At 54.6% G+C, this 21,790-nt stretch carries 20 protein-coding genes; 9 read left to right on the top strand and 11 right to left on the bottom strand.

Annotated features, from left to right (window positions below; genetic code table 11):
• Positions 1-55 precede the first annotated feature (55 nt).
• The gene (locus GTP46_RS22910) at positions 56-928 is read right to left on the bottom strand and encodes an HNH endonuclease (protein ID WP_202414402.1); all 873 of its coding nucleotides are present in this window, start codon (positions 926-928) and stop codon (positions 56-58) included.
• Between the two features lie 8 nt (positions 929-936).
• A complete protein-coding gene (locus GTP46_RS22905; protein ID WP_229259061.1) occupies positions 937-1,365 on the bottom strand; it encodes a helix-turn-helix domain-containing protein in 429 nt (142 codons plus the stop codon).
• 26 nt (positions 1,366-1,391) lie between these two features.
• Between GTP46_RS22905 and GTP46_RS22900 the strand changes: the two genes are divergently transcribed.
• The 7 genes from GTP46_RS22900 (at position 1,392) to GTP46_RS22870 (ending at position 9,796) form a co-directional block, all read left to right on the top strand.
• Entirely contained in the window at positions 1,392-2,168 is a 777-nt protein-coding gene (locus tag GTP46_RS22900) for a hypothetical protein (protein ID WP_161008942.1), read from the top strand.
• A 232-nt stretch (positions 2,169-2,400) separates the two neighbouring features.
• Positions 2,401-2,790 (top strand): helix-turn-helix domain-containing protein, encoded by a 390-nt coding sequence (locus GTP46_RS22895; RefSeq protein WP_161008941.1) that lies wholly within the window; start codon positions 2,401-2,403, stop codon positions 2,788-2,790.
• Between the two features lie 188 nt (positions 2,791-2,978).
• Positions 2,979-3,707: a hypothetical protein gene (locus GTP46_RS22890; protein WP_161008940.1), complete on the top strand. Its 729-nt coding sequence runs from the start codon at positions 2,979-2,981 to the stop codon at positions 3,705-3,707.
• Between the two features lie 11 nt (positions 3,708-3,718).
• Positions 3,719-5,680 (top strand): TnsB C-terminal domain-containing protein, encoded by a 1,962-nt coding sequence (locus tag GTP46_RS22885; RefSeq protein WP_161008939.1) that lies wholly within the window; start codon positions 3,719-3,721, stop codon positions 5,678-5,680.
• A complete protein-coding gene (locus tag GTP46_RS22880) occupies positions 5,677-6,615 on the top strand; it encodes a TniB family NTP-binding protein (RefSeq protein ID WP_161008938.1) in 939 nt (312 codons plus the stop codon). Before GTP46_RS22885 ends, GTP46_RS22880 begins: the two co-directional genes overlap by 4 nt.
• A gap of 3 nt (positions 6,616-6,618) precedes the next feature.
• Positions 6,619-8,127 carry a TniQ family protein gene (locus tag GTP46_RS22875; protein ID WP_161008937.1) on the top strand — a complete coding sequence of 503 codons (1,509 nt, stop codon included), beginning with the start codon at positions 6,619-6,621 and terminating at the stop codon, positions 8,125-8,127.
• 400 nt (positions 8,128-8,527) lie between these two features.
• A complete protein-coding gene (locus GTP46_RS22870; RefSeq protein WP_161008936.1) occupies positions 8,528-9,796 on the top strand; it encodes a hypothetical protein in 1,269 nt (422 codons plus the stop codon).
• A gap of 75 nt (positions 9,797-9,871) precedes the next feature.
• Here the strand turns inward: GTP46_RS22870 and GTP46_RS22865 are convergent, their stop codons facing one another.
• The 3 genes from GTP46_RS22865 to GTP46_RS22855 form a co-directional block, all read right to left on the bottom strand.
• Positions 9,872-10,117: a hypothetical protein gene (locus GTP46_RS22865; protein WP_161008935.1), complete on the bottom strand. Its 246-nt coding sequence runs from the start codon at positions 10,115-10,117 to the stop codon at positions 9,872-9,874.
• Between the two features lie 137 nt (positions 10,118-10,254).
• Positions 10,255-11,733, bottom strand: a complete 1,479-nt coding sequence (locus GTP46_RS22860; RefSeq protein ID WP_161008934.1) for a recombinase family protein — start codon at positions 11,731-11,733, stop codon at positions 10,255-10,257.
• Positions 11,734-11,846: 113 nt separating this feature from the next.
• Positions 11,847-12,113, bottom strand: a complete 267-nt coding sequence (locus tag GTP46_RS22855; RefSeq protein ID WP_161008933.1) for a hypothetical protein — start codon at positions 12,111-12,113, stop codon at positions 11,847-11,849.
• 47 nt (positions 12,114-12,160) lie between these two features.
• Between GTP46_RS22855 and GTP46_RS22850 the strand changes: the two genes are divergently transcribed.
• Positions 12,161-13,708 carry a recombinase family protein gene (locus tag GTP46_RS22850; protein ID WP_161008932.1) on the top strand — a complete coding sequence of 516 codons (1,548 nt, stop codon included), beginning with the start codon at positions 12,161-12,163 and terminating at the stop codon, positions 13,706-13,708.
• 244 nt (positions 13,709-13,952) lie between these two features.
• Here the strand turns inward: GTP46_RS22850 and GTP46_RS22845 are convergent, their stop codons facing one another.
• The 6 genes from GTP46_RS22845 to GTP46_RS22820 all read right to left on the bottom strand — a co-directional run bounded on the left by GTP46_RS22845 (position 13,953) and on the right by GTP46_RS22820 (position 20,885).
• Positions 13,953-14,843, bottom strand: coding sequence for a plasmid partitioning protein RepB C-terminal domain-containing protein (locus GTP46_RS22845; RefSeq protein ID WP_161008931.1), 891 nt, complete (start codon positions 14,841-14,843; stop codon positions 13,953-13,955).
• Entirely contained in the window at positions 14,840-15,742 is a 903-nt protein-coding gene (locus tag GTP46_RS22840) for a ParB/RepB/Spo0J family partition protein (protein ID WP_161008930.1), read from the bottom strand. The genes GTP46_RS22845 and GTP46_RS22840 overlap by 4 nt, the downstream gene beginning before the upstream one ends.
• Entirely contained in the window at positions 15,739-17,304 is a 1,566-nt protein-coding gene (locus GTP46_RS22835) for a recombinase family protein (protein WP_161008929.1), read from the bottom strand. The genes GTP46_RS22840 and GTP46_RS22835 overlap by 4 nt, the downstream gene beginning before the upstream one ends.
• 102 nt (positions 17,305-17,406) lie before the next feature.
• Positions 17,407-17,871, bottom strand: coding sequence for a hypothetical protein (locus tag GTP46_RS22830; protein ID WP_161008928.1), 465 nt, complete (start codon positions 17,869-17,871; stop codon positions 17,407-17,409).
• 512 nt (positions 17,872-18,383) lie between these two features.
• Positions 18,384-20,174, bottom strand: coding sequence for a type VI secretion system baseplate subunit TssF (gene tssF / locus GTP46_RS22825; RefSeq protein ID WP_161008927.1), 1,791 nt, complete (start codon positions 20,172-20,174; stop codon positions 18,384-18,386).
• Between the two features lie 93 nt (positions 20,175-20,267).
• A complete protein-coding gene (locus tag GTP46_RS22820) occupies positions 20,268-20,885 on the bottom strand; it encodes a hypothetical protein (RefSeq protein WP_202414401.1) in 618 nt (205 codons plus the stop codon).
• A 108-nt stretch (positions 20,886-20,993) separates the two neighbouring features.
• Between GTP46_RS22820 and GTP46_RS22815 the strand changes: the two genes are divergently transcribed.
• Positions 20,994-21,719 carry a substrate-binding periplasmic protein gene (locus GTP46_RS22815; protein WP_161008926.1) on the top strand — a complete coding sequence of 242 codons (726 nt, stop codon included), beginning with the start codon at positions 20,994-20,996 and terminating at the stop codon, positions 21,717-21,719.
• Positions 21,720-21,790: the final 71 nt, after the last annotated feature.

The raw sequence follows: 21,790 nt of genomic DNA, 5'->3' as shown, positions 1-21,790 counted from the left end.
TGGGGCGCAGGCGGGACCAAACTGCAAAATTCTTTAATCAGAGACGTCGCCGCCTTTAATCGCGCTCAAGATCACGCAGGCGCTTTTGTAATGCCGCGTTTTTTGCCTCCCCGCCGACCCCAAAATGTAGTTCGCGATGACACGCGGGGCACACCGCCCCGACAAAGCGTGGATGATCCGGACCGCCATCGGACACCCGTGTAGTGTGATGCGGCTCCAGATACGGCGTGCCATTTTTGCGAATAAAGGGTGCTGGCTGATCGCAGGACTCGCAGCGTCCTGCTGCCCGCATCAACACGTAGTCGCGCACCGCTTTACTGCGCACATACAAAGTCCGGGCCGCCGAGTCTTTGGTGGGCATCGCGCCGCCGGCGGCAGCGGCTAAGGCCATGCGGCGCGCGTCCACTAAGGTCATGCTGATGGCGGTGTGCACACCCTCCTCCTCCCCCACGGCGTCTTCAATCGCGTGCGCGTCGGCGACACCGACTAAGCGAAACACGATGAGGCGCCGACTATTTCCATTGCGATCTAGTCCTGGCATGAACTTGTGACCGGCATACACAAACTCCCCGACGTACCGCTGCCCTTTGCCTTTACCTAAGGACTGAAACAAATGCAGCGCGCGCCCATCATTGCTGTGGTCCAGAATGGCGCGATTGCCGCGGACGAGTTCCATGTCGCCGACTTGGCCCTCGCCCGTGTATGAATAAGAGCGAACGCCTTGCGCATCGACTTCTTCTTCATCCGCGTAGCCATATTGACTACCAGTGTCGCCGGTAAAAATGAAAATCGCATCCACCACACTCGATGGCGCGATGCCACTTTGAAAGCTGCCGCCGTAGGGACCGTGTATATGCTGTCGACGGTCGTAGACCTCGCCCACCGTAAAGTGGGGAATCGGTTTAGAGTGCGCAAGACGAGATGGCATGCGCCCGCTTACCGCTTGCTGTCCGCCGCCGCGGCAAGTTTGGCGCACATGTCCGTGAACCAGCCGAGCACCCAGACGCGATCTTCTTCACTCAGCGTATCCAAGGCACCCGCAAGATCAATGGCCTGATCAATGGAGCGGGCAGAGCCGGCACGCACCAGCGCGTCCAGCGGCACATTAAAAATCGCAGCCAGGTCGATCAGGCGCAGTAACGGCGGCAACGTAGCGCCGCGTTCAAAACGCGAGATGGTTTCCTGCTCGACGCCCAGTTGCGCGGCCACTTGTTCTTGGGTCAGATTGCGCGCGATGCGCTGCTTGGCCAATGCCTTGCCAATCCTCTTCGCAAACTGCCCCTCCTGCCGCGCCGTGACCATATTCCACATTCCATGATGAGTAACCACATGAATGGTGGTGCCACGGAGAAATTCTGGTAACATCGCGATATGTGGCAAGACCACAAATATTGCATATCAACCTTCCTCTGGAGCTGTCGATGCCCTCTTCCCCTGCGGTCTTTCGGTGTGTGATGATCGGTGTAGGGCTGGCCTTGTCGGGATGCGCCACCACCATCCCCGAGGCACAACTGCACCACTATGCGCTGCTCGTGCCGCAAGACGTCACGGGGAATGGCGCCGCAGTGACCGAGATCGATCGCGGTCCGAACCGGATGGCGCTGCAGATGACGGCAGAGGGCAGCAACATCCTCCCTGGCGTGCGTACCCGACCGGGCGTCAACGTCCTCCCGGGACGACATACCATTGAGGTGAATGTGTGCTATGGCGGCGGTGCGCGGAACTGCACACCGGACACGTACGTTTTTGAGGCACAGCCTGGTGTGGCATACGTACTGCGCGGGCCGGCGCAAACCATCGTGATGCTGGACCGATTCAAGAAATCTCCGCTGGGCGAACTGTACCCGGCCGCGCAGCATGCATTCATCAGCCAACAAGAATGGTCGGCGATGCGTAACGACGAACTCGCCGCCGCGGCCGACGCTGGTCTACAGGTCAGCGCGCAGCGCCAACGCGATTTGCCGATGATCCGCAAAGTGGGCGCGCACGTGTGCCAAGAAGCTGGCCGCGACATTATTTACAGCGGGTACGTGGAGAAGCTCACCGAAGACAAAGTGCAGATCCGTATCGCCGAGGCGCATTTCAAGGGCAACCCGAGCCTCCGCCCTGGCGGCTTCGTCCCCACGACAATATGGGCTTCGCCGATGCAATGGGATCTGTGTAATTGATCGACTGATTCCCCTAAAAACAACAACCCACATCCACATTTTCTCCCAGTCGGTCACGACCACGCAGACAGGAAGATGCCCCCGCCTCCCCTCTCGCCATAGCCCCCGGAATCACCGCTAAGTATCTGATTTTTATCAGATTTTCGCTGTTGCAAATACAATATTATATTGACAACATTTCCTGCCTAGGCTACTTTAATTCCAGATTTATTCTTTTTTTGGAAAGAAAATTATGGCAAGCATGTTGTTTGGTCGTGCATTCAACGTGGCGCGCATACACATGGACAAGCGTCAGGGTGAAGTTGCGCGCCTCGCAGGGATCGACGCGAGTTATTTAGCCAGTGTTGAGTGCGGGCGACGGAAGGCGCCCAATCGCGATGTCGTAGACAAGCTATTGCCAACGCTCAATGCCGACGAGTCTCTGCGCACGAAGTTGCGCTGTCTCGCCGTCATCGATCGCATGCTGGATGTCGTAGAGGGGCAGGCTGCAGACGAAATGATCATGACGCGTCTCAACAAGCTACTACGCCAGGTGGCTGATTTTAACGAAGGGGAGTGGGACTCATTAGAGTGTGCACTCGCTGCTCTGAGCAATCAATGTCTGCGACGGAAAGAGGGATAACCATGAGCTAAAAACCAAAAAAGCACCGAACCCACAAGGGGTTGGCGCCTTTGGCAAAACAGTGATGCGGATCTAGTAAATCAAGTGTCTACTGCCCGCCTTTCCACGTCAAGCCCCTTGTCGAAAAATTCGTAATTTTTGTATTGCGATCTGGGCAAAACACGCCCATTACTTTGACGAGGATTTCCATGACTAAGCATCAAGGAGGGGCGAGCACGTCCCAAGCAATGAGTTTGAACCTTTCCGTAGGACGCCGGACCAAGCCGCGTCCCGGTCGGTTTAGCCAATTAGAGATCCCCACCGCAATAAGGAACATCGGCCAGATGCTCTCTGACAGAAAAGTGCGAGAGATCGTGACCGTCAGCGGGCGCGGGGTACGGGGTCGCTTTCCTAGCTACAAAGGAAAGTTACTGAATTTTGAAAGCCTCATCGAAGAAGACGCGTTGCGGGTGCTTAATGTAGCCAGTTCGGTTTCATCACTGATCACGCAGCCCTGCGTGTTCGCGATGCCTGGCTCTCCACGCTTGCGCTACACCCCGGACCTACAAGCCACGATGTACGGCCGAGACTACTTCGTCGAAATTAAGCCGGCCGACTTCCAGAAAAACTCGCATGTCGCCGCCCGCCTACGGCGCGTCATCTCCCATTTCAACACCTCGCAGACGCCGTTCTTACTCATTCTCGACACCGATCTACGTCCGGCTGGCTTGCAGGAAGAATTAAAGGCGCTCCTCCGCCTGCGCCCAGCCCCAGGCCGCTACGACCCGACACTCGACAGTATTCAATGGGACCCTCATCAAACGCAAACTGCCCCGCCGGCGTTGCTGCACCGGTGGTATGCGGCACAACGAGAATGCGATGCGTTGCTCCAACGCGTGATGCGCCGTGATCCAGATGCACTTTTCGAACACATTTAAGGGAGAGAATCATGCTTGCATTCATCAAGAACCAAACGATCTTTCGCAACGGCATCGAATATCGCGTCGACCGGCGGACTGCAACGGGTGTGCAACTCGAAAACGCCACCACCGGAGAGTTCTCAACACACGACCTCTATGCGCTGCTAGCGGAATATGCCAAGGGCGCCTTAACCATCGCGCCCTTCAATCTTCAGCACCAGAGCCAGTTCCCGCCGACCCAAGTACGACAGCATGCGGAGCCGTCGACATCACCAGCAGCGCAATCAGCCTCCCGGCGCCAGATCGACTACATCGTCAAGCTCACTGATGAATGCGCATTTAAAGGAACCAAGCAGCAGCTCATCAACGCCATCGGCAAGATCAGCCAAGAGCGCAACGAATCTGTACCACCGCACGTCACCACAGTCTATCGCTGGCACAAGCTATTTCAGCAAGCCAAGAAAGACATTCGTGCGTTGTTCTCAAAAATTAATTCACGGGGCGGTAAAAACAAATCACGCTTAAACGCCGAAGTCGAAGCCATCATCGACGAAAAAATCGAGAGCATTTTTTTAGCGCAAAAGACTGGCTCAGCAGAAGAAGTTCATGATGCGGTATCCAAGACTATTGCGCTTAAAAACACGACGCTGATTGAAAGTGAGTGGCTAATAGTTCCAAGTTTTCGGACCATCCAGCGCCGGATCAGTCGGCTTTATGCCTACGATATCGCCGTGGCGCGTTATGGTAAACGAGAAGCAGATCGCCGCTACGGTGCGACGTTGGCCTCGCGCCGTGTCTCCAGAATACTCGAACTGGTTGAGATCGACCACACCCCCGTAGATCTGATGGTTGTTGACGACAACAGGAAAACCATCGGCAGGCCAAGCATCACCTTTGTCTTCGATCGCTACTCGCGCTGCGTACTCGGATATCATCTTTCGCTGGCCGGTCATGGGACGCCGGCAGTTTTCGAGGCGCTTCGGCATGCGATGCTGCCAAAAAGCTATATAAAAGATCGCTATCCAGATCTCAACGTGACTTGGGAGTGCTACGGCTGGATGGAGCGCCTACTCATGGATAACGGGCGGGAATTCCACGCCTTTGCGGTTGCCGATGCCCTATTGAACGTGGGCGTGATCTCCGAGTTCTCAGGTTCCCGTGAGCCCAACGACAAGCCATTTATCGAGCGGTTCAATCGCACGTTCAACTATTCATTCATCCATCGTTTACCTGGCACAACACTAGCCCGCATTACTGATCGCATCGGTTTCAAAGCTGAGAACGATGCGTGCATTACCCTGGCGGAGTTGGATAAGATGATTCATACGTGGATACTCGGCGTCTATCATTTACGACCTCACGGTGGACTTGGACGCAGAACACCAATTGAAGTATGGCGTGAAAGCGCTGCTCAACATCCTCCCCAGCTCAAAGCGAACGCAAAAGACCTTGAAATTGAATTTTCAGAATCTTGTGTCTCTAAAGTCCAGCAATACGGCATCGATCTCAACACCCATCGCTATGCCTCGAAACAACTGTCCAATCTGCGCTGCATGCTTCCCGAGAAGAAGACAAGCGTGGAGGTCAAATGGCCAAGACATGATGTAGGGCACATTCATGTGTGGGACCCATATGAGAAAAAGTATTTCGAAGTACCTAATGTCGACAACGACTACTTGGGGCTTACGCTAACCCAAGGTAAGGCGGCCAAGCGCGCGATCCATGCTACCGATGCATATCAACGCACCCGTGCCTCCGCACGTGATATCGTCCGCGACCTGGTAGCTAAGGCCTCCGCAGATAAGAAATTAAAGAACAGGAAACATGGGGCCAATCTCGCCAATAAAACCAGTAAAGAGATGCATCGCCCGACGCCGGCGCCGGACAAGGTCGTACTCAATAGGCCTAACGAAGATACCTCAGCGGCCCCGGCCGCGAATTTCAGCGGCTTTGATTTCGAAATGACGAGTGATATTGGAGGTGACCAATGAATGCTCCGGATAAACCGATGCTCATCGTGCAAATCATCACGCGCGCTTTCGTCAACTTACCGCATGTTGTTTCCTTGACTGATCGAATGACTCAGCTCATCCAGCACGAACGAACCAACGAAGAACCCGAAAACTTACTCGTATTGGGGGAGTCAGGTGTCGGAAAATCTCGTGTATTACAAAAATTTCGGAGTAAATATCCGCCGGTCGTTCACCCAGAATATACCGAGGTACCTGTTCTCTATGTGAGTGTTCCTGCAAATGGCAACGCGAGCGCGCTCGCTAGTGCCATGCTGCTTGCACTAGGCTCACCTTTTTGGGACCGGGGCAAAATCAAAGATCTCACCTTTCAACTGCACTGCCTGCTCAAACAATGCAAGGTTAAAGTCATTCTATTGGACGAGGTGAATCACCTGGTCGACAAGGGCGGAATCAAAACGCACCACTACACCGCGGATTGGCTCAAAGTGTTCTTGGACCAAGCCGGCATTCCTATCGTCATGGCGGGTATTCCACGGGCGATGCGGCTATTAAAGGCAAATGATCAATTACGCAGCCGGTTTCGCGAGATCATTCATATCAAACCATTTTCAGTTGCAAACGAAGTAGAGACGCACCGGTTTTGTGAGGTACTCGTCACATTTACCAAGATGCTGGCCGGCGTCGAGGTCATCAAGTTGACCAGCGGAGATCTACCGAAAAAAATGCTTTTCGCGACGAATGGATATCTTAGAGACTTACGTCGCCTGCTCGTGAGAGCAGTTGAAATTGCCTTTCGCGATGGCTCGCAAAAAATACGGCTATCCACTTTAGAAGAGGCATTCCGACAAGTCATCTATGCCGACGCCCCCAATGATCGAAATCCATTCTGTGCGAACTTCACGAATACGCCACTGACAAAAAGTGATGAACCATTTGCGCCCAGGGAGAACTAAACGATGACCACCATTGCTAGCGCGCCCATCGCGCCGATACGTCCTGCAAAAAAACCAGGCGAATGGATTGAGAGCTACCTTGTGCGTGTGGCTCGTGCCAACGGTCTGCGTTATCCGTCAGCGAGCCATATCGAGCGCCTCAAGAGCATCGCACTTGAACTCGGACCAAAGGTAGAATCAGATGCGCAGAGTTATTTATCGCCCCTCCCGATATGGGCAAAAAAAAAGACGGGTTCGCCGATTCGGTATTGCCCTGCCTGCTTTCAGGAAGAGCGCTGTGTACAAACACGATGGCGACTCACACGACTGGAAATGTGCACGAAACATCATCTGCACTTGAAAACAGGATTAGTGGAACCGGCGCTGTGCGTTACCGTGAACTACCCTAACCCGATTCAGCTCAACGAGATCACTGACAGTCAACTATGGGACGGCGCAACCTGCCCCATGCCGGCGGAGAAAAACTACGCACTGGGGATGTGGGAAGCGTTCGAGCGCGCCTCAATCGAGGGCGACTCGGAGCATGTAGCAGAACACTTGGCTTGGGTCCTCTTAGCCGAGTACATTCTCGATGCGGTGATCAGTACCGGCGAAGGGCCAGAAATACCTGTCAGGGGCCACTCGCGCTTGAGCCAACGAGCCCAATGGCTCCGCGATGCCGGCCTGACCATATCCCCCTCCTATGGCGCGATCGTCGCTTTTTTAACCTCATTGAAAAACCTCTCCGAGCGACGCGCTGCGGCGAGGTGCCTCCGGACACTGATGAAGGACACAGAACAGAGCTCCCCTCTTTTGCGATCCCTACCGCTCCAGGAGCTGCTTGATCGGTTACATGCCACTTCACCCGAAATGTACTGTCCATCAGCGCAAGGCGCCTTGCCCATCCAGTATCATCCCGAGGGATACGTAAGCCTGAACTACGCCGAATTGTTGTTGGGACGGGATACCAACTTCGTTCATTTTCTGGTCCGAGCCAATTTTTTCGAGCGAGTAAAAAAAGTACGGTTTGGTAAGCGAGTATTTTTCTTTGTACACCAGGCAGAGATCGAATCTTGCAGAAGGTGGCTAAGCGATTGCATGACGCCAGTGCAATTGATGAAGCACTGGAATATCAATAGAACAATCTGGAGAGCATTACACCGCAACGGGATTTGCCGGCCCTTTAAAATAGGTATTTGGGCGTATCACCGCATCGACGAGATCAATACGCTCACGATAAAACTCGAGAGTACTGCGCGTCTAATGATCGGGCAGCCCACACAGCGCTTGCCTCTCTTCGACGATTGGTTGCTCGGCCCATCTACCCCACCATCTGTCTTTAAAACGATACTCGACGAGATACTGGAAGGGCGGATAAAACTATATCGTGTTCCAGAGCACCCGGGTCTTTCCGGATATTACGTGGATGCTGCGGCTGAGGTAAGGGCGAAGGAGATATCGCGATGCACACGCCGTTGTCATCATCAACAGTCCCAGCAACTCGCGTTGTTCGACTCAGATCCGACACTGTAAATTCAAGAAGCACTACCTCATGAGCCCAGTCGCCTTTTCGCACCTGCTTGTCAGACCATGCTTTCGCTTCGGTGAGGCACACAATGGATACAAGCTGCGGCTAGCGCATGCGAATGGCCTTCCCTCGCCAGGCTGGCTAGATAATTGCGCCGGTCTGGCGCTCCCTGACAAACCAGAAGCCAGCCACACGCGCTGGTGTCCACTTTGCCTAGACCAAGAGGCTCCCACCTGGTTAGAACAATGGAGCGGTCCGGTGCCGATCTGCCCAATTCATCAGTGCTGGCTCACTGATACGTGTGAATGCTGTGATCGCCAACTCAGTTGGCGTAACGCCCGTTTTCTCTCCTGCAGTTGCGGTGGGTCGCTTGTTACCATCACCTCGACACCATTGAGTGCTGAGTTGATCGCGCTTATCTCCCCGTCAGATCAACACGCTTCTCGTTGGTGGGCTCACCTCATTGTTGAACATCGCTGGCGGGTAGCGCGCTTGCTAGGAGCACTCCATACTTTTGGTCTAAACAATAAACCATTGAAGAAAGCTTCCGCCAACGCGATCCGACATCTGCGAATCCTCATCGGCACAGGTACCGCCATCATGCTTGGTGGCGAAATAGCATTCCACGATCTGCTTCGCAGAATACGAAGGGAACCATCGTCTGCGACAAGTGCACAGTTAATGAGAGATGCATTCCCAGCGCTACTCACCAAAATTCGACGGCAACTGCCTCATTCTGCGCAGGAGGTGATACTTGGATGGGTGCGTACTTATCTGCAAGAGCAATCAAACAATGCAGAAGCGATATCATGGAAAGCAAGTCGAGTTACCCTCAGCGCCACTGAGTGCGCGAAACGCCTGCACATTCGTCCTGAGCGCGTCTTAGAAATACTCTCTTCGCATGGGGTTACACCGCCAGCCCGCGTTACCGGCGCAGGACGAACAATGCTTGCCGTGGCGCCATCGGTGATTGAAGCTATTCAAAGCAAGTCCGCTGGCATGCTGCCGCATGCAGCGGCCTCAAGAATCTATGGATTGTCCATCGCACGCTTAACGTGTTTAATCAAAATGGGCTTGATCAACGGGGACGGCCGGAAGGTCGATAGAGAATCAATCGCAGATCTACTGCGGGGCGCTGTCCAGACACCTGCAAAAAGACCATCAGGGACCGATCTCATCCCGCTCGACAGCTTGTTAAGGACAGCGGTTCCATTACCGCACACCGCAGCCTTTTTCACCGCGTTATTATCCGGGATAATCAGCAGTGCCGGCATACCCAATCATGCCCGTGAAATTCTAGTGTGCCGGCTAGATACTAAGGCTGTACTGGCCGAATGCTCCGCTCCCATCAACGAGCTCATCTCGATTCCCCAAGCTGCAGAGCGCCTCAAACTAAAACAAGAAGTTCTATATCACTTAGTCGACAGAGGCCTGGTCAAGGTCATTAGTACTCGGATCGGCCGCCGCGCGGCGAGGTACATTACCGAATTCGAAATCGCCAGATTCACGGCACAAATAGAGCCATTGAGTATAGCCGCTTCCCGAAATGGTGTGAGCAAACAAAGTGCGCTTCGCTGGGCTACCAGTTGCCAGCTCGAGATCGTTTCCGGCCCCAGTATCGATGGGGGACGGCAGTATTTCGTCAGGAAGAACGGTTTGCCGATTTCTCATTGAAGCCAATACAGTGGATGCGCGCGCATCGACCGATTCCCTCAACTTTCCAATCAACGCTATCGTTGCATTGTTGTGCTAACTTCGACGCACCTTCATTTCCGGTATCTTGATGCGTGATTGGCCGAGCACCTTGACTACCCCTCCTAACGCGGACAGTGGCTTTGCACCCTCTCCAAACCGTACGGTGATCACGCCATCCTTGGGCTGAACAGCCAGCGGCGCCATCGCGACGAGCTTGGTCTTACTGAGCTGTCTCCGCGCAGCTGCGTCCGCTTTATACTTCGCGATCATAGCCTCGTCGTCTGCTTTTTTATCATTCATCGCTACTCCTGCACGGATACACTCTGCAGATAGTTTAGCCGACGTGCCACGAATTGTGAGTATTTGTGGCGATCCTGGAACCATTTTGCATCACAGCCCCGTCGCCTTTGTGCAAAGCCGAACATCGATTTGGTGCACTACAGCCCAAACATTTCCTCTAGCGAGGAGTAACGGTAACGACGATATTCATCGGGCCATTCTTCGCGCATAATCAACATAGGATATGAAAAATCTGCAGATGGGACCAAATAAAGCGCGCGTATCTCTGCATAGTTTGGTTCCAGTTGAACGGCAATCACAAACTGTGTTTCCTCCGGCCAGCGAAGTGGGAAGTACCAACGAAATGGCTTGCTCTCATGAAGGCGTCTGGCCCGACTAACGTGCATCCGAACCAGAACTTCGTCATTGATCATAAAAGTATTTTTATGATGCCCTGACGATATACTTGCTCCAGCACATATTACGCACTCACATATCTCTAAAAATTTTTCTCGTCGCATCGCCTCCGTTTTGCGAAAGTTCTGAAGCAGCTTTGTGGCGCGAGGGGTGGGCGGAATGTCAGCGAACTCAAGGGCCTTAGTCAGCGTCTCAAATCTATTCATGAAGACGTTAATTGAGGGCAAGCGCGCATCCTCGGAGATGAGCTTCGTCGAAACTTTTCCATGTTCTCGATATACCATGCGCAGCATGCCCAACAGTTCTTCACGTGAAAAGCGCTGAGCTCGCTGGCTTCTTAGCTCTTGTGCACGGCAGAACACTTCGCGATCAACCAGTGCAGGAAAAGCATCGCGTTTTCGAATCCATTCCCGATTAGGGTTTTTCGTCGGAGTAGTCTGCAGCTTTTGCGTTGTACGATTGTAGACGAGGGTACCAATGTACTTCTCGTTGGTCAGCATATTGGCGATGATTGGTGGTGTCCAAAGACGTCCTGACTCGGAAGGAACAGCAGCAGCATTCAGCGCGCGCGCAATTTCAGTGTCCCCCATATCCCCATACACGTACCAGTCGAAGATTCGGCGTACCCATGCGACTTCACTCACGGGTCCCGGTACGAACACCACGTGGTCAGTCAATGCCCCTTTTCGCTCGCCCGCCTCAAGCTCCCGTCTAACGTTTCCACTCGGCTCGATCGAAGCGCGGCGCAGTCCATAACCGGCAGGTCCGCCTTGCTTAAAGCCCTTTCTAGCCAAACGCGATTGTGCAGCGAATACCTTGACTGACAGGACTCTACTATCTTCAGCAGCTCGTGCCCGGCTAAGTGTCTTCAGGAGTAAAGCCGCCAAAGAGTCATCATTGGCGAACAACTCAGCCACGTAGATGACTTTAATACCGGCGTTCTTACATATAAATTCGTAATGCGCACTCTCATCAGGGTCCTGAAAGCGTCCCCAGCGAGCAACGTCATAGACCAACACCGCGTCGAAATCTACTCCCGTGCCAGCAGTTACATCGTGAATCAGTCTGAGCATACCGCTGCGTTGCCGAATGGCGACTCCGCTTCTGCCTGGGTCGACATACTCACGAACTATTTGCATTTTATGGTGTCGAGCGTAGGTGGAGAGTGCTAACCGTTGATTCGGTATCGACTCAATCTGGCCATCGCTAGACATGCGCATATAAAGAGCCACTCGCCTTCTTTGAGAGGGCACTCCTAACTGTCTTCCGCTCTGCGTCGCCATATGTCACCATGACATGCGGGTGGATATCTCTCCACAATATCATGACTGCCTTAACCTGCTACAGGTCCTCGGTAAGCAAGCGCCAACAAGGCAGCTTCAATCCCAATACCGTTCTCAAACAGGAAGACTGCGGCAAAATAACTTCCGTGCGTGGCCGAAAGCGCTCGCGCAGCAAGACAAAAGCGGTAGGTTCGTAATTCCATTGCTACACAATATTCTTTCGCAGCGAATGACGATTTGCGAAAAATCAACATGTAGATCCGTAGCGGCTTGAATGCCGATACATATAGAAAAAGGGCGATTGCCGCTCCGCGCATGTTGAGGCACCTAGTGCCAACCGCCTATGGCCATGAATGGAGGCGAGATGAACAGAAACGATTCGATACCCGCTGTGACACCCACGTTACCGGCAGCGGCCTATGTGCGCATGTCGAGAGCGACGCAGGACCACTCCGTTCAGCACCAGTTGGATGCGATCAGACGGTACGCTGACGCAAAAGGCTTAGTCATTGTGCGGACATTTGTTGACGCCGGGCATAGCGGACTGAAAGTGGATAATCGACCAGGGTTGCTCTCGCTGTTGTCGGAGGTGACCAGTACAAGCTGCGGATTTTCGGTTGTTGTGGTTTTTGACGTTAGTCGCTGGGGGCGTTTTCAGGATGTCGACGAAAGCGCATTTTACGAACACTTATGTCGTCGGAGCGGGGTGTCCGTGCAGTACTGCGCAGAAACGTTTGTAGCGGACGGAACGCCGATGAGCGCACTTTTGAAAGGTATCAAACGCATCATGGCCGCGGAATACAGTCGCGAGTTGGGCGTTAAGGTGCTGGCGGCACAATCCCGTTTCTCGAGCATGGGATTCAAGCAAGGTGGTAAGCCCGGCTACGGCTTGCGTCGTGTATCCGTCGCAGCGAATGGTACCAGACGCACACCGCTGATGCCGGGGGAACGTAAAGCCACTGCGACTGATCGGGTGGCGCTGGTGCATGGCCCTGCTGACGAGGTGGCCGTTGTTCGGCGAATTTTCCAACTCTATGTGGACCGCAGGCTGAGTGACCGCCGGATTGCAGCCTTACTGCGCAAAGATGCGTCATCGAGGGACTCAGGAAAAATTTGGAGTTCAACCGCAGTGCGTCGCATTCTAGTGAACCGACGCTATTGCGGTGATCTACTCTACAACCAGACGACGCGTCGCATGGGCAGTCCTGTTACCCCAAATCAGCCGACGCAATGGATATGCTGTAACGGGGCACTGGAACCGATAGTTGACGCCACCGTTTTCGATCAGGCGCAACAGATCAGACACCAGAATGCTAGCGGTCCTCAGCGCGAAGCTATACTGAAGCAATTGCGCGCAATCTATAAACACCACGGTACGATCAACATAGCACTCTGCCGTGGCGATCCTTCCTTACCAGGCGGCGGCATCATCAACGCTTTATTCGGCGGATACTTGCGCGCGTATGCGGCAGCGGGGCTACCGCCCCTGCGGACTGCGACTGGCACCCTGAGTTATCGCACTACCCGACTATTGGCGACAGACTTGCTTGCAGCAGTTAGACGGTATGCAGAGAGCGCTGGCGGTAATTCCTGTACAACGGAATGGAATAACGTTCTTTTGCTTAACGGCGTTGTCCACGTAAAAATCGCAGTCGCGGCCTGCCGTCTAGATAACACTGGCCGATCACGCTGGCGAGTCCCCTTACGCTTTGCTATGCCAACAGACTTCGTACTATGTGGTTTGATGGACCGCAAGAACATTCAAATAGAGCGTTACGTGTTGCTATCACAGGCCCAATTTTCGCAGGACGCGATATTTCTAACCGAGCAAAGTCTCGTGCGCGTGGCCGACTCTTGCTATGACAGCCTAGCGCAGATCTTTGGTGTTTCTAACGACCATTTTCAACTATAACTTTTGAACTTAGATGATCGCGTTCAAGTAATTCAGCTCCGCAGCACGCCAAGGCGGAAGCCGAAAACGCACAATGCCGAGGTCTCTGATTCAACTCAGTTCAGTCTTCAATAACTGAACAATTTCGACGGTGGGCCAGTATGCTCCATTGAGCGCCCCGGGGACGGACGGGACGCTCGAAAAGAATCGAATAGATTTTTAAAGAACATGCGCCGATCGAATAGCCTGCGTCACGCAGCGAGAACTACTGATCAATAGAGACCGTTTGTACAATTGCTTCAAACTCAGCAAACACTTCGGGCTGTCGACTTTTAAGATAATGCGAGACGGCCTGATTTTCCAATAATTTCGCCAGATACCCCTTCGCCAGCACGAGATGCAGCACATCCTGGCCATATGTCTGCTCGACATTTTTGTACTGAAGCTGGAGGTTACCCATCTCCCGCTCCATCTTCGAAATTTGCTCTTGCGATACGCCTGACATCTTGGACGGCTTTTTCCCTTCAACCAGCATTGATGTGGGCGTCGCTACTAGCATTGCCTCGGCATAGGCAATGGTGAGATTATTCGCCGACGTCATGAGCTCAACACATTCAACCTGGCGAGTTGGCTTCATCTTACGCAGCACACGAGCAATCTCCGGAGAAAATTGGCGATCGGTCAGAAGCTCCGCCGCTTCCGAACAAATTCCCTGAAGAAGATTCAACTTCTTGTTGATTTGACTAACGTCGACACTCAGCGCTTTGGCCAACCGCTGAGGACTAACGCCGCGGTCGATCGCGCGGCGAATCATGTAGTGCTCCTGAATCGTCGATAGCCGACTGACTCGGGTATTGAAGGTATAACTCTCATCGTCTGTGGCGATCAGGCAGCACACCTCTGTGCAGTTCAACTGCTGCAGCGCGACCAAGCGAAGGTGCCCGTCTAGGAGGATGTATAACCCCGACTCATTGCTATGTTTCTCGGCCTTTACCACCACGAAGGGTTCTATATTCCCAATCTCCTCAATCGAGGAACGGATCTGATCATATTTTCGAGAGGCGATCTCGTCAGGCGATACTTTTCGCGATAGAAGAAGATGGTCAATTGAGATAGTGATCGGCTCAGGAATAAAGCCTAGCGGTATTTTGCTCATGCCGCATTCCCCATCGGCCAGACACGATCAGCGAGATATTTGGGTAGCGTATCAAGCCCCTCCGCGCGCAACAGGGTCGCGAAGTTTTCGTCTGCCAGCAACTGGCGCAGCGCGCCCGTGACAAATAGTAGTCGCTGCTGTGCGAACTCCGCTTTCTTCACCATGAGCTTTTGACGATTCACTTCCTTTTGATAAGTGCGAATGAGACTTGATGTTGACACGTCTAATTGTCTACGCTTCCCACCGGATGCCATTGATGGCCCCATTAGCTGTCGACTCTCAATTACCTTTCGTGCTTGTAAAAGCTGCTGTCCACGCAGCGCACCAGACTCATAGGCACCTTGTAGGGCGAGTTGCACGGCGCCGTTATCGTCGCCGGCATCGACGATGTTTAACGCAGCTGTCAGCGGAATTCGGCCTTTCGCGACCGCGACCAGCAGCCGCTCCTCGCCCTTCTTGAGCAGGGACAATATTCCGTGCACATACTCCGGCCGGAGCCCAGTCTTCGCAGCAATCGCTTTCTTGTCGTACCCTTGATCTCTTAGGCGTTCGATGCTCTGCAAGGCTTCCAAGGGGCGATACTGACGGCGCGCAATGTTCTCCGTCAGGTTCATGATCAGAGCCGCTTCATCATCAACCATGACTACGAGCGCTGGAATGGTTTTTTCTCCCAACGCTTTATAAGCTTTGACACGCCCCTCGCCACATATCAACAAGTAGAGTTCGGAACCATCCGAGCGCCGGCGTTTGGTCACCGTGATCGGTTTTTTGAGGCCGATGGTTTTGATATTGGCGACGATCTCCGCGAAGACTTTGCTATTGCGTTCTCTTGGGTTAAGCGTCTCGATCATGTCGATCGGGATCATTTGCATTTCACTTGACCGCTGCTCCATGTTCATCCAGCCTTTCTAACGAGGACGCGCTCGGCCATGCCATACAAGTAATCCAAGGTCTGAAAATGGTACGCCTCGAACTCGATAGCGTTTGTCTCCTTCAGATTCACGCGTGCATAACCGAAGTCCAAGCGGGGCAGCAGGTAATAATCGAGTGCGTTTTGATTGCTGCGATCCAATCGAACTGCAACAGTAATGTCAGGCGCTAAGCTTGTATCAAATCGAATCTTCCAGGAATATCGCCCTGCCCCATGCTCCTGGCAACGAGCAAGGACCAAAGACACGCTGAACTCGTTGTTCAAGCGTAGTAGATCAGTGGCGGGGTCTCGCGCAACGCCTCCGCCTAAATCAATAATTGAACGCTCAGTTTGAGCAATAATCTCTGGGTGATAGCGGCGCAAAAATCTATTGGCCTCTAGATAGCGATAATCTCTATCCGGCGAAAATCCGACGGTCATGTAGGCTTGCAGAAGGCTTCCAAACCGATGAGAGTAGACCGCCGTGGAGGGCATCCCTTCGGTTTCGTTAATGACCAGGCCAGAAAGGAAGCCTCGGTTTTGGTAAAGGTTGCGAAGACGCTCAATGAGCTCCTCGTCGGTGTAGCGACGCGAGCGTGCGCGCATGATCCCTTTGACGGTGTAAAACACTTCACTAGGTACTATCGGATCGAAGGCATCTTCCTTGCGTATCCACATCTCTGGTGTATTCACCACCCTCAATTTTTTAAGCTTAAACGACGTACGGTTATACACATTGTGGCCGATGTACTTTTCGTTAGTGAGCACCTCATGGACTGTAGCGCGCGTCCAAGGCCGGCCAAGGTCAGTCTTAAGCCCTTGACTGTTCAGACGGGCCGCGATTTCAGACTCCACCATGCCATCATCGATAAACCATCGATACATCTGATTTACGGTACGGACTTCTTCTTCAGGCCCAGCGACGAGGATGACACGATCAGTCTGCAAACTTTTATGCTCACCTCGACTGAGTTCAGTCTTCAAGCTGCCATGTTGGTCGATTAAAACCCTACGCAGTCCAAATCCTGCAGGTCCCCCCTGGCGATACCCCAGCTCAATCAACCTGCATTGTCCGGCAAACACTTTGGCCGATAGCTCACGGCTGTACTCACCAGCCATCGCCCGCTTTACCCCTTTAACGATAGTGGAAACAGGAGAGCCGTCGCTCTCGAATTGCTCTGCACAGTAAATAACCTGCACACCCGCGCGGCGGCAACGGTATTCGTAATACGCACTTTCATCCGCATCTTGGAAGCGCCCCCAACGGCTCACGTCATAGACCAGAATGAGTTGAAAGTCAGCGGAGCTGGACTCAGCATCCCGGATCAGCCGCTGCAGCGCCTCCCTCCCGTCGAGCCGCAGCCCGCTTTTACCGGCGTCGGCGTAGGTACGGATGATTTCAATTCCCCGGGACGCAGCATACTCACGAATTTTGGCGGACTGATTCTCGGTTGAATATTGCTGGTGCTCAGTCGACATCCGAACGTACTCGACAGCTTTGGTCGCTGGGCGTGGGATCGGCTCTACATCCGTGGCGCGGTCTCTTAGCATGGTCGTCAGTCGTTAAGATTGCCAAACAGGTTTCTCGAAATTTCACTTGGATCGCATCGGCGTAAATCCAAGATAGCAGCTGTTTGTTAGCCTGTTGACACGTCATCTCTTTGCAATTGCTGATTTAACGGATTGCGCACGCGCCACCACTCGTAATTCGACCGTCCACACGTCCATCTTTGCAATTCCAACCGCAGCGATCGGAGTCAACTCGTACAGTCCCGTTACTAGCCGAAAGGGCTCGTTTGACACGTCCATCTTTGCAATTACCCCGCGCTTGTCGACTGAGGATCGCGCATTTCGCGCGTGTTGCATTTTCCGATTTTGCTCAACATAATCAGGATGTGCAGTTCGGTAATTTTTCCAGTAATCGGAATTGCGCTTGCTCCACGCCTGCTGTGCTCTCGCCTGGTTTTCGGCATAATCGGGATCGCTCTTGCGCTTTTCCTGCTGCCACCTTCTTCGACGCACCTTCTGGCAATCAGGTTGAGAACAGTAGCTCTGACCGGTTTTTTGCGTGCGAATCGGGAAGCTCTTCCCACAAGCCGCGCAGCATTTGATCTGCATTTTTTCTCTCCGTCCCTCGTCCTCGCTGAAGGATCTGCAGGCCGGCGCATTTTGCAATCTGAATTTCTCTTTTCTGTGAATCTGGTCAGAATTTTTCGCGCAAGAGGGCGTCGCGACCGCGCTGTCGAAACGTTCGTTCCTGATCGATGACCTTCCAACATTCCCATCTCTACTTCTACTTTTCCCCTTCTGCTTCCACTTGGCCATCGGCCCTGTCACGATCGCGTCTTTGCATCTGGCGTCCTTTAGCAGCTCGATCTCGACGCAAAAAAAGAGGTGCACAAACTGTGACACCTCTTTAGGCTGGTTGCACTAAGTACGTTCCAACCCGGTCTTCACTTCGTCGCTCGCAAACCTATGTCTTTGATTTTCACGAAAAGTAGTTGCACTAACTAAGGCGCCTTACGAGTGCTAAGGCACGAATTCAAAAAGCCAACCTTCAGGTTGGCTTTTTTTACGCCTATTCAGTTCGTACCGAACTCGTGGTCCAATTCTCCAGAGCGCAGTTCTTGTTATATGGGACTATCGACGTCTCTTGAATCACAAAAGTACGATACCAGCCGTGTGAAGCTATTCAAATGCACATGCAGGCCAAACAGGTGGTCGAGGATCTGCACGAACGCGTGGATGCCGGTGCCGGCATACGCCTCCTCATCCAGCGACACCTGTACTTCGACGCCGCGCAAGTAGGCCTTGCCCTGTGCCTGCCGTATCCACGCCGTGGTGGGACGATGGGACAGTGCCGTCACGCCATCGATCATGCGTTGCGAGACGGCGCTGTCCTGCTGCGCGTACAGTCGCAACATGGCGGTCAGCGCGGGCAGGCCTTCCTGCGTGAGCGAACGATGGTTCAATGCCAGATGCGCGATCAGTCCCCAGCGGTCCGCTGGCCAGCGATGCGACAGCGATGGCCGGCGCAGCATGCGGATCGGGAAGCTGCCGATGGCGCTTTCGGTACTAAGGTCGCCAGTGGCGCGGCCGTGCTGCAAGCTATGAGGCAGGTTGCGATTGGTGCAGGTCAGGCGCACGGACGCTGTGCCGCTTTCCATGCACAGCGGCGAGAAGTCGCGATCCACCAGCGCGAGGGTGTGCTCAAGACCGGCCGTCATTAGTTCATCGCGGTGGGCTAGCCAGTAGCGGCCCTTGCGTTCAACGTCGCCGTGGCGGAGCGAGTAGTAGGGGAAGAATTCTGTCACCGTACTGCCGTCGCGTGCCTTGCGCACCAGTTGCAAGTTATCGATGCTGTAGATGTCGCACGCGCTGCCAGGTATCTCGTCGGGTAGCAGCGGGTAGCTGCTGCTCTCGTGCGTGATACGGATGGGCGTGGCGGGATGCGGAAATAGGTTGATGATCGGCGTACAGCCCAATACAAGATTCTCTGCCACCAGCGCGCGTAGGATACGGGCAGGCGGCGTGTCGGGCCGCACGTCGGCAAGCGCCAGGCGTAAGGTCAGGCGCTTGCAGCCATCAGGCGCGCTGGCGACTAGCGCGGCAAGGTCAATGTCGAAAAAATCAAACTTTTCGGGAAAGGCGAAATATTCGCTTAGCAGACGGTAGGCGCTATGTTCGGATGATGCGGCGGGCAGCAGTGCTTCGTTGTCCGCGAAGCCCACGGAAGACAGCGGCACGCGCTCCAGCATTTGCCACTGGTCATCCGCTTCGACACAGGCGCAGGCGATGCGCATGAACAGCGCGTCGCGCAGCGTGGCGCTCAGCGTAGCTTCGCCGTCGATGAAGACGCGTAGCGTGGGCAGCTCTAGCGCCGCCAGCGAACGCGCAGCGGACGTGCTTTCAATCGTGATGCAGATGGCGGAACCGGCATCCTGCGGTAGTGACAGTGAAGATGGCACTTGAATATACGGCTCGAACCACGCCGCACGAATCGCCACCGGCGCTACGGTTGCGTCGTAGATGGTGCGAAAACGGCAGGCCACTGCGCCTTGCCCGATCGATTTCATTGCCGTTCCGCGCGGCAGCACGCTGGTGGTGCTGATTTCGTTGGCGCGCGCACCGCTGTAGTCGATGCGCGCAATCGAGCACGATGGCATCGGCCGCAGATAGTGCGGGTACAGCATGCCCAGCAACGCTTCGGTGAAATTGGCGTAGCCGTCATCCAGCAGCTTGGCGACGCGCGCGTTGAGGAAAGCGGAGGCTTGTATCAAGCGCTCCACATGCGGATCGGCGCAAGTCTCGCCACGCATCTGCAGGCTGCCGGTGAGCTTGGGATAGCGTCCCGCAAACTCGGCGCCAGCGCGCCGCAGCATGCTCAACTCGCGTTCGTAGTACGGCAGCAGTTTTTCCATCGTGGCCATCCATCAGGAAAGCCGGCCCGCTAACAGGCCGCGCAAGTTTCCGATGATGTCACGATGGTTAAGGCCGTTATTGACCTTGCGCAATCAGCGTTTAACCGGCGCCTCTTGTGGGTAGATGCGCATACCGCTGCGCTGCACGGTGTTCTGGATATCGGCCACGGCTTCGGCGGCGGGCGGTAGCGAGCCGCTGGAAGGCGCACCGCGTTGCAGGGAGCCCGGCGCCAGCGGTGCTTGTTCGGAACGGGCGAACACCACCGCATCTTCACGTGGGCGGATGCCGTGCTGTTCCGGCGCGCTTTGCTGGGCACCGGCGTCGCGCAGCAGTGCTTCCGCGCCCCAGCCGCTGGCGCGCCACATGGTTTCGTGCTCGTCGATGTCGATCGGGATGAAGTCTTCGATGATGTCGGCGGCGCGTTCGGCCGCCTCCAGCGTGGCGACTTCCAGCGCCAGCACGGTGTGGCCGCGGTTCAGCGCTTCGGCATACACGTGGCGGTCGGCGTGCTCCCTGCCGATCAAGGAGCTGAACATCTGCTTGATGTTACCGAGGATGGAGGCGTCGTCGTTGATACGCGCGGTGCCGGCCATGCTGCCGGAATCGTGGATCTGGATGCTGTCGGCATCGTAGCCGCTGTGCACCAGTTCATTGCGCGCCAGTGTGGCTTCGGCGCGGGTTTCAAATACGGCTGCCAGGGTGTGTGTCATGATGGGCTCCATGAAAGACACGAAGATGCATGCAGTCTAAAGTGTCTGTCCAGAGGCCAGCGCCCGTTTGCCGAAAGGCAAGCTGATCGGCCGGGCTATAATGGCCTCATGCCCCGCCACCTAAGCCATCTGCCGCTCACACTCTGCCTGACGTCCGCCTGCGCGTACGCCGGACCGGGCGAGCTGGTGATGCTGGCGCCGATCGACCAGGCCATGCCCATCGTGCGCTTCCAGAACGGCACCCTCAGCGGCGGCATCGTCAAGGACGTGGGTGACGCGCTGGCGACGCGTCTCGGCCGCCGTGCCGTCTATCTCAATGCTGATTCGCCCGAGGTCACGCCCGCCCTCAGCGGCGGCCGCGCGGACGGCATGTGCTACCTGCTGCCGTTCTGGGTCGACGGCGACTACAACTGGAGTCCGCCGCTGCTGCCGGATGCCGAGATGATCGCCGCCCGCAACGATGCACCGCGCCTGCGCTCGCTCAAGGATTTGAAGGACAAGCCGGTCGGCACAGTTGTGGGCTACCGCTATCCGCGCGTGCAACAGGTGCTGGGCGCCCGCTTCAAGCGCGTGGACGTGGCGAATATGGACAAGAACATCGAACAAATGATGAGCGGCAAAGTGCCCTACACCATGATCAGCGAGTCGACGCTGAACTACCAGCACCGCATCCATCCCAAGCTGAAGCTGCGGGCGGAGCTGGTGTTTTCCTCGTACAAGGCGCAGTGCGCGTTCTCGCAAAAATCCGCCGTTCCGTTTGACGAGGTCAGCAAGGCAATCGATGCGCTGATCAAGGACGGCAGCATCGACCAGATCATGGCGCGCTACCGCTAAGAAAATTTTTGACTTGGATCAAAGTTTTTACTGCGTGGCATCAATACACTTTCTCACGTTACTTAACGACG

This window comes from Duganella flavida (genome assembly GCF_009857445.1).
Taxonomy (GTDB): domain Bacteria; phylum Pseudomonadota; class Gammaproteobacteria; order Burkholderiales; family Burkholderiaceae_D; genus Rugamonas; species Rugamonas flavida.
Note: the sequence above shows the minus strand (reverse complement) of the source record. Positions and strands in the feature narration are given on the sequence as shown.

Coding starts and splice junctions, on each gene's coding strand:
- GTP46_RS22910 (WP_202414402.1), bottom strand. CDS start 928: ATGCCATCTCGTCTTGCGCACTCTAAACCGATTCCCCACTTTACGGTG.
- GTP46_RS22905 (WP_229259061.1), bottom strand. CDS start 1,365: ATGTTACCAGAATTTCTCCGTGGCACCACCATTCATGTGGTTACTCAT.
- GTP46_RS22895 (WP_161008941.1), top strand. CDS start 2,401: ATGGCAAGCATGTTGTTTGGTCGTGCATTCAACGTGGCGCGCATACAC.
- GTP46_RS22890 (WP_161008940.1), top strand. CDS start 2,979: ATGACTAAGCATCAAGGAGGGGCGAGCACGTCCCAAGCAATGAGTTTG.
- GTP46_RS22885 (WP_161008939.1), top strand. CDS start 3,719: ATGCTTGCATTCATCAAGAACCAAACGATCTTTCGCAACGGCATCGAA.
- GTP46_RS22880 (WP_161008938.1), top strand. CDS start 5,677: ATGAATGCTCCGGATAAACCGATGCTCATCGTGCAAATCATCACGCGC.
- GTP46_RS22875 (WP_161008937.1), top strand. CDS start 6,619: ATGACCACCATTGCTAGCGCGCCCATCGCGCCGATACGTCCTGCAAAA.
- GTP46_RS22865 (WP_161008935.1), bottom strand. CDS start 10,117: ATGAATGATAAAAAAGCAGACGACGAGGCTATGATCGCGAAGTATAAA.
- GTP46_RS22860 (WP_161008934.1), bottom strand. CDS start 11,733: ATGCGCATGTCTAGCGATGGCCAGATTGAGTCGATACCGAATCAACGG.
- GTP46_RS22855 (WP_161008933.1), bottom strand. CDS start 12,113: ATGCGCGGAGCGGCAATCGCCCTTTTTCTATATGTATCGGCATTCAAG.
- GTP46_RS22850 (WP_161008932.1), top strand. CDS start 12,161: ATGAACAGAAACGATTCGATACCCGCTGTGACACCCACGTTACCGGCA.
- GTP46_RS22845 (WP_161008931.1), bottom strand. CDS start 14,843: ATGAGCAAAATACCGCTAGGCTTTATTCCTGAGCCGATCACTATCTCA.
- GTP46_RS22840 (WP_161008930.1), bottom strand. CDS start 15,742: ATGAACATGGAGCAGCGGTCAAGTGAAATGCAAATGATCCCGATCGAC.
- GTP46_RS22835 (WP_161008929.1), bottom strand. CDS start 17,304: ATGCTAAGAGACCGCGCCACGGATGTAGAGCCGATCCCACGCCCAGCG.
- GTP46_RS22830 (WP_161008928.1), bottom strand. CDS start 17,871: ATGCAGATCAAATGCTGCGCGGCTTGTGGGAAGAGCTTCCCGATTCGC.
- tssF (WP_161008927.1), bottom strand. CDS start 20,174: ATGGAAAAACTGCTGCCGTACTACGAACGCGAGTTGAGCATGCTGCGG.
- GTP46_RS22820 (WP_202414401.1), bottom strand. CDS start 20,885: ATGACACACACCCTGGCAGCCGTATTTGAAACCCGCGCCGAAGCCACA.
- GTP46_RS22815 (WP_161008926.1), top strand. CDS start 20,994: ATGCCCCGCCACCTAAGCCATCTGCCGCTCACACTCTGCCTGACGTCC.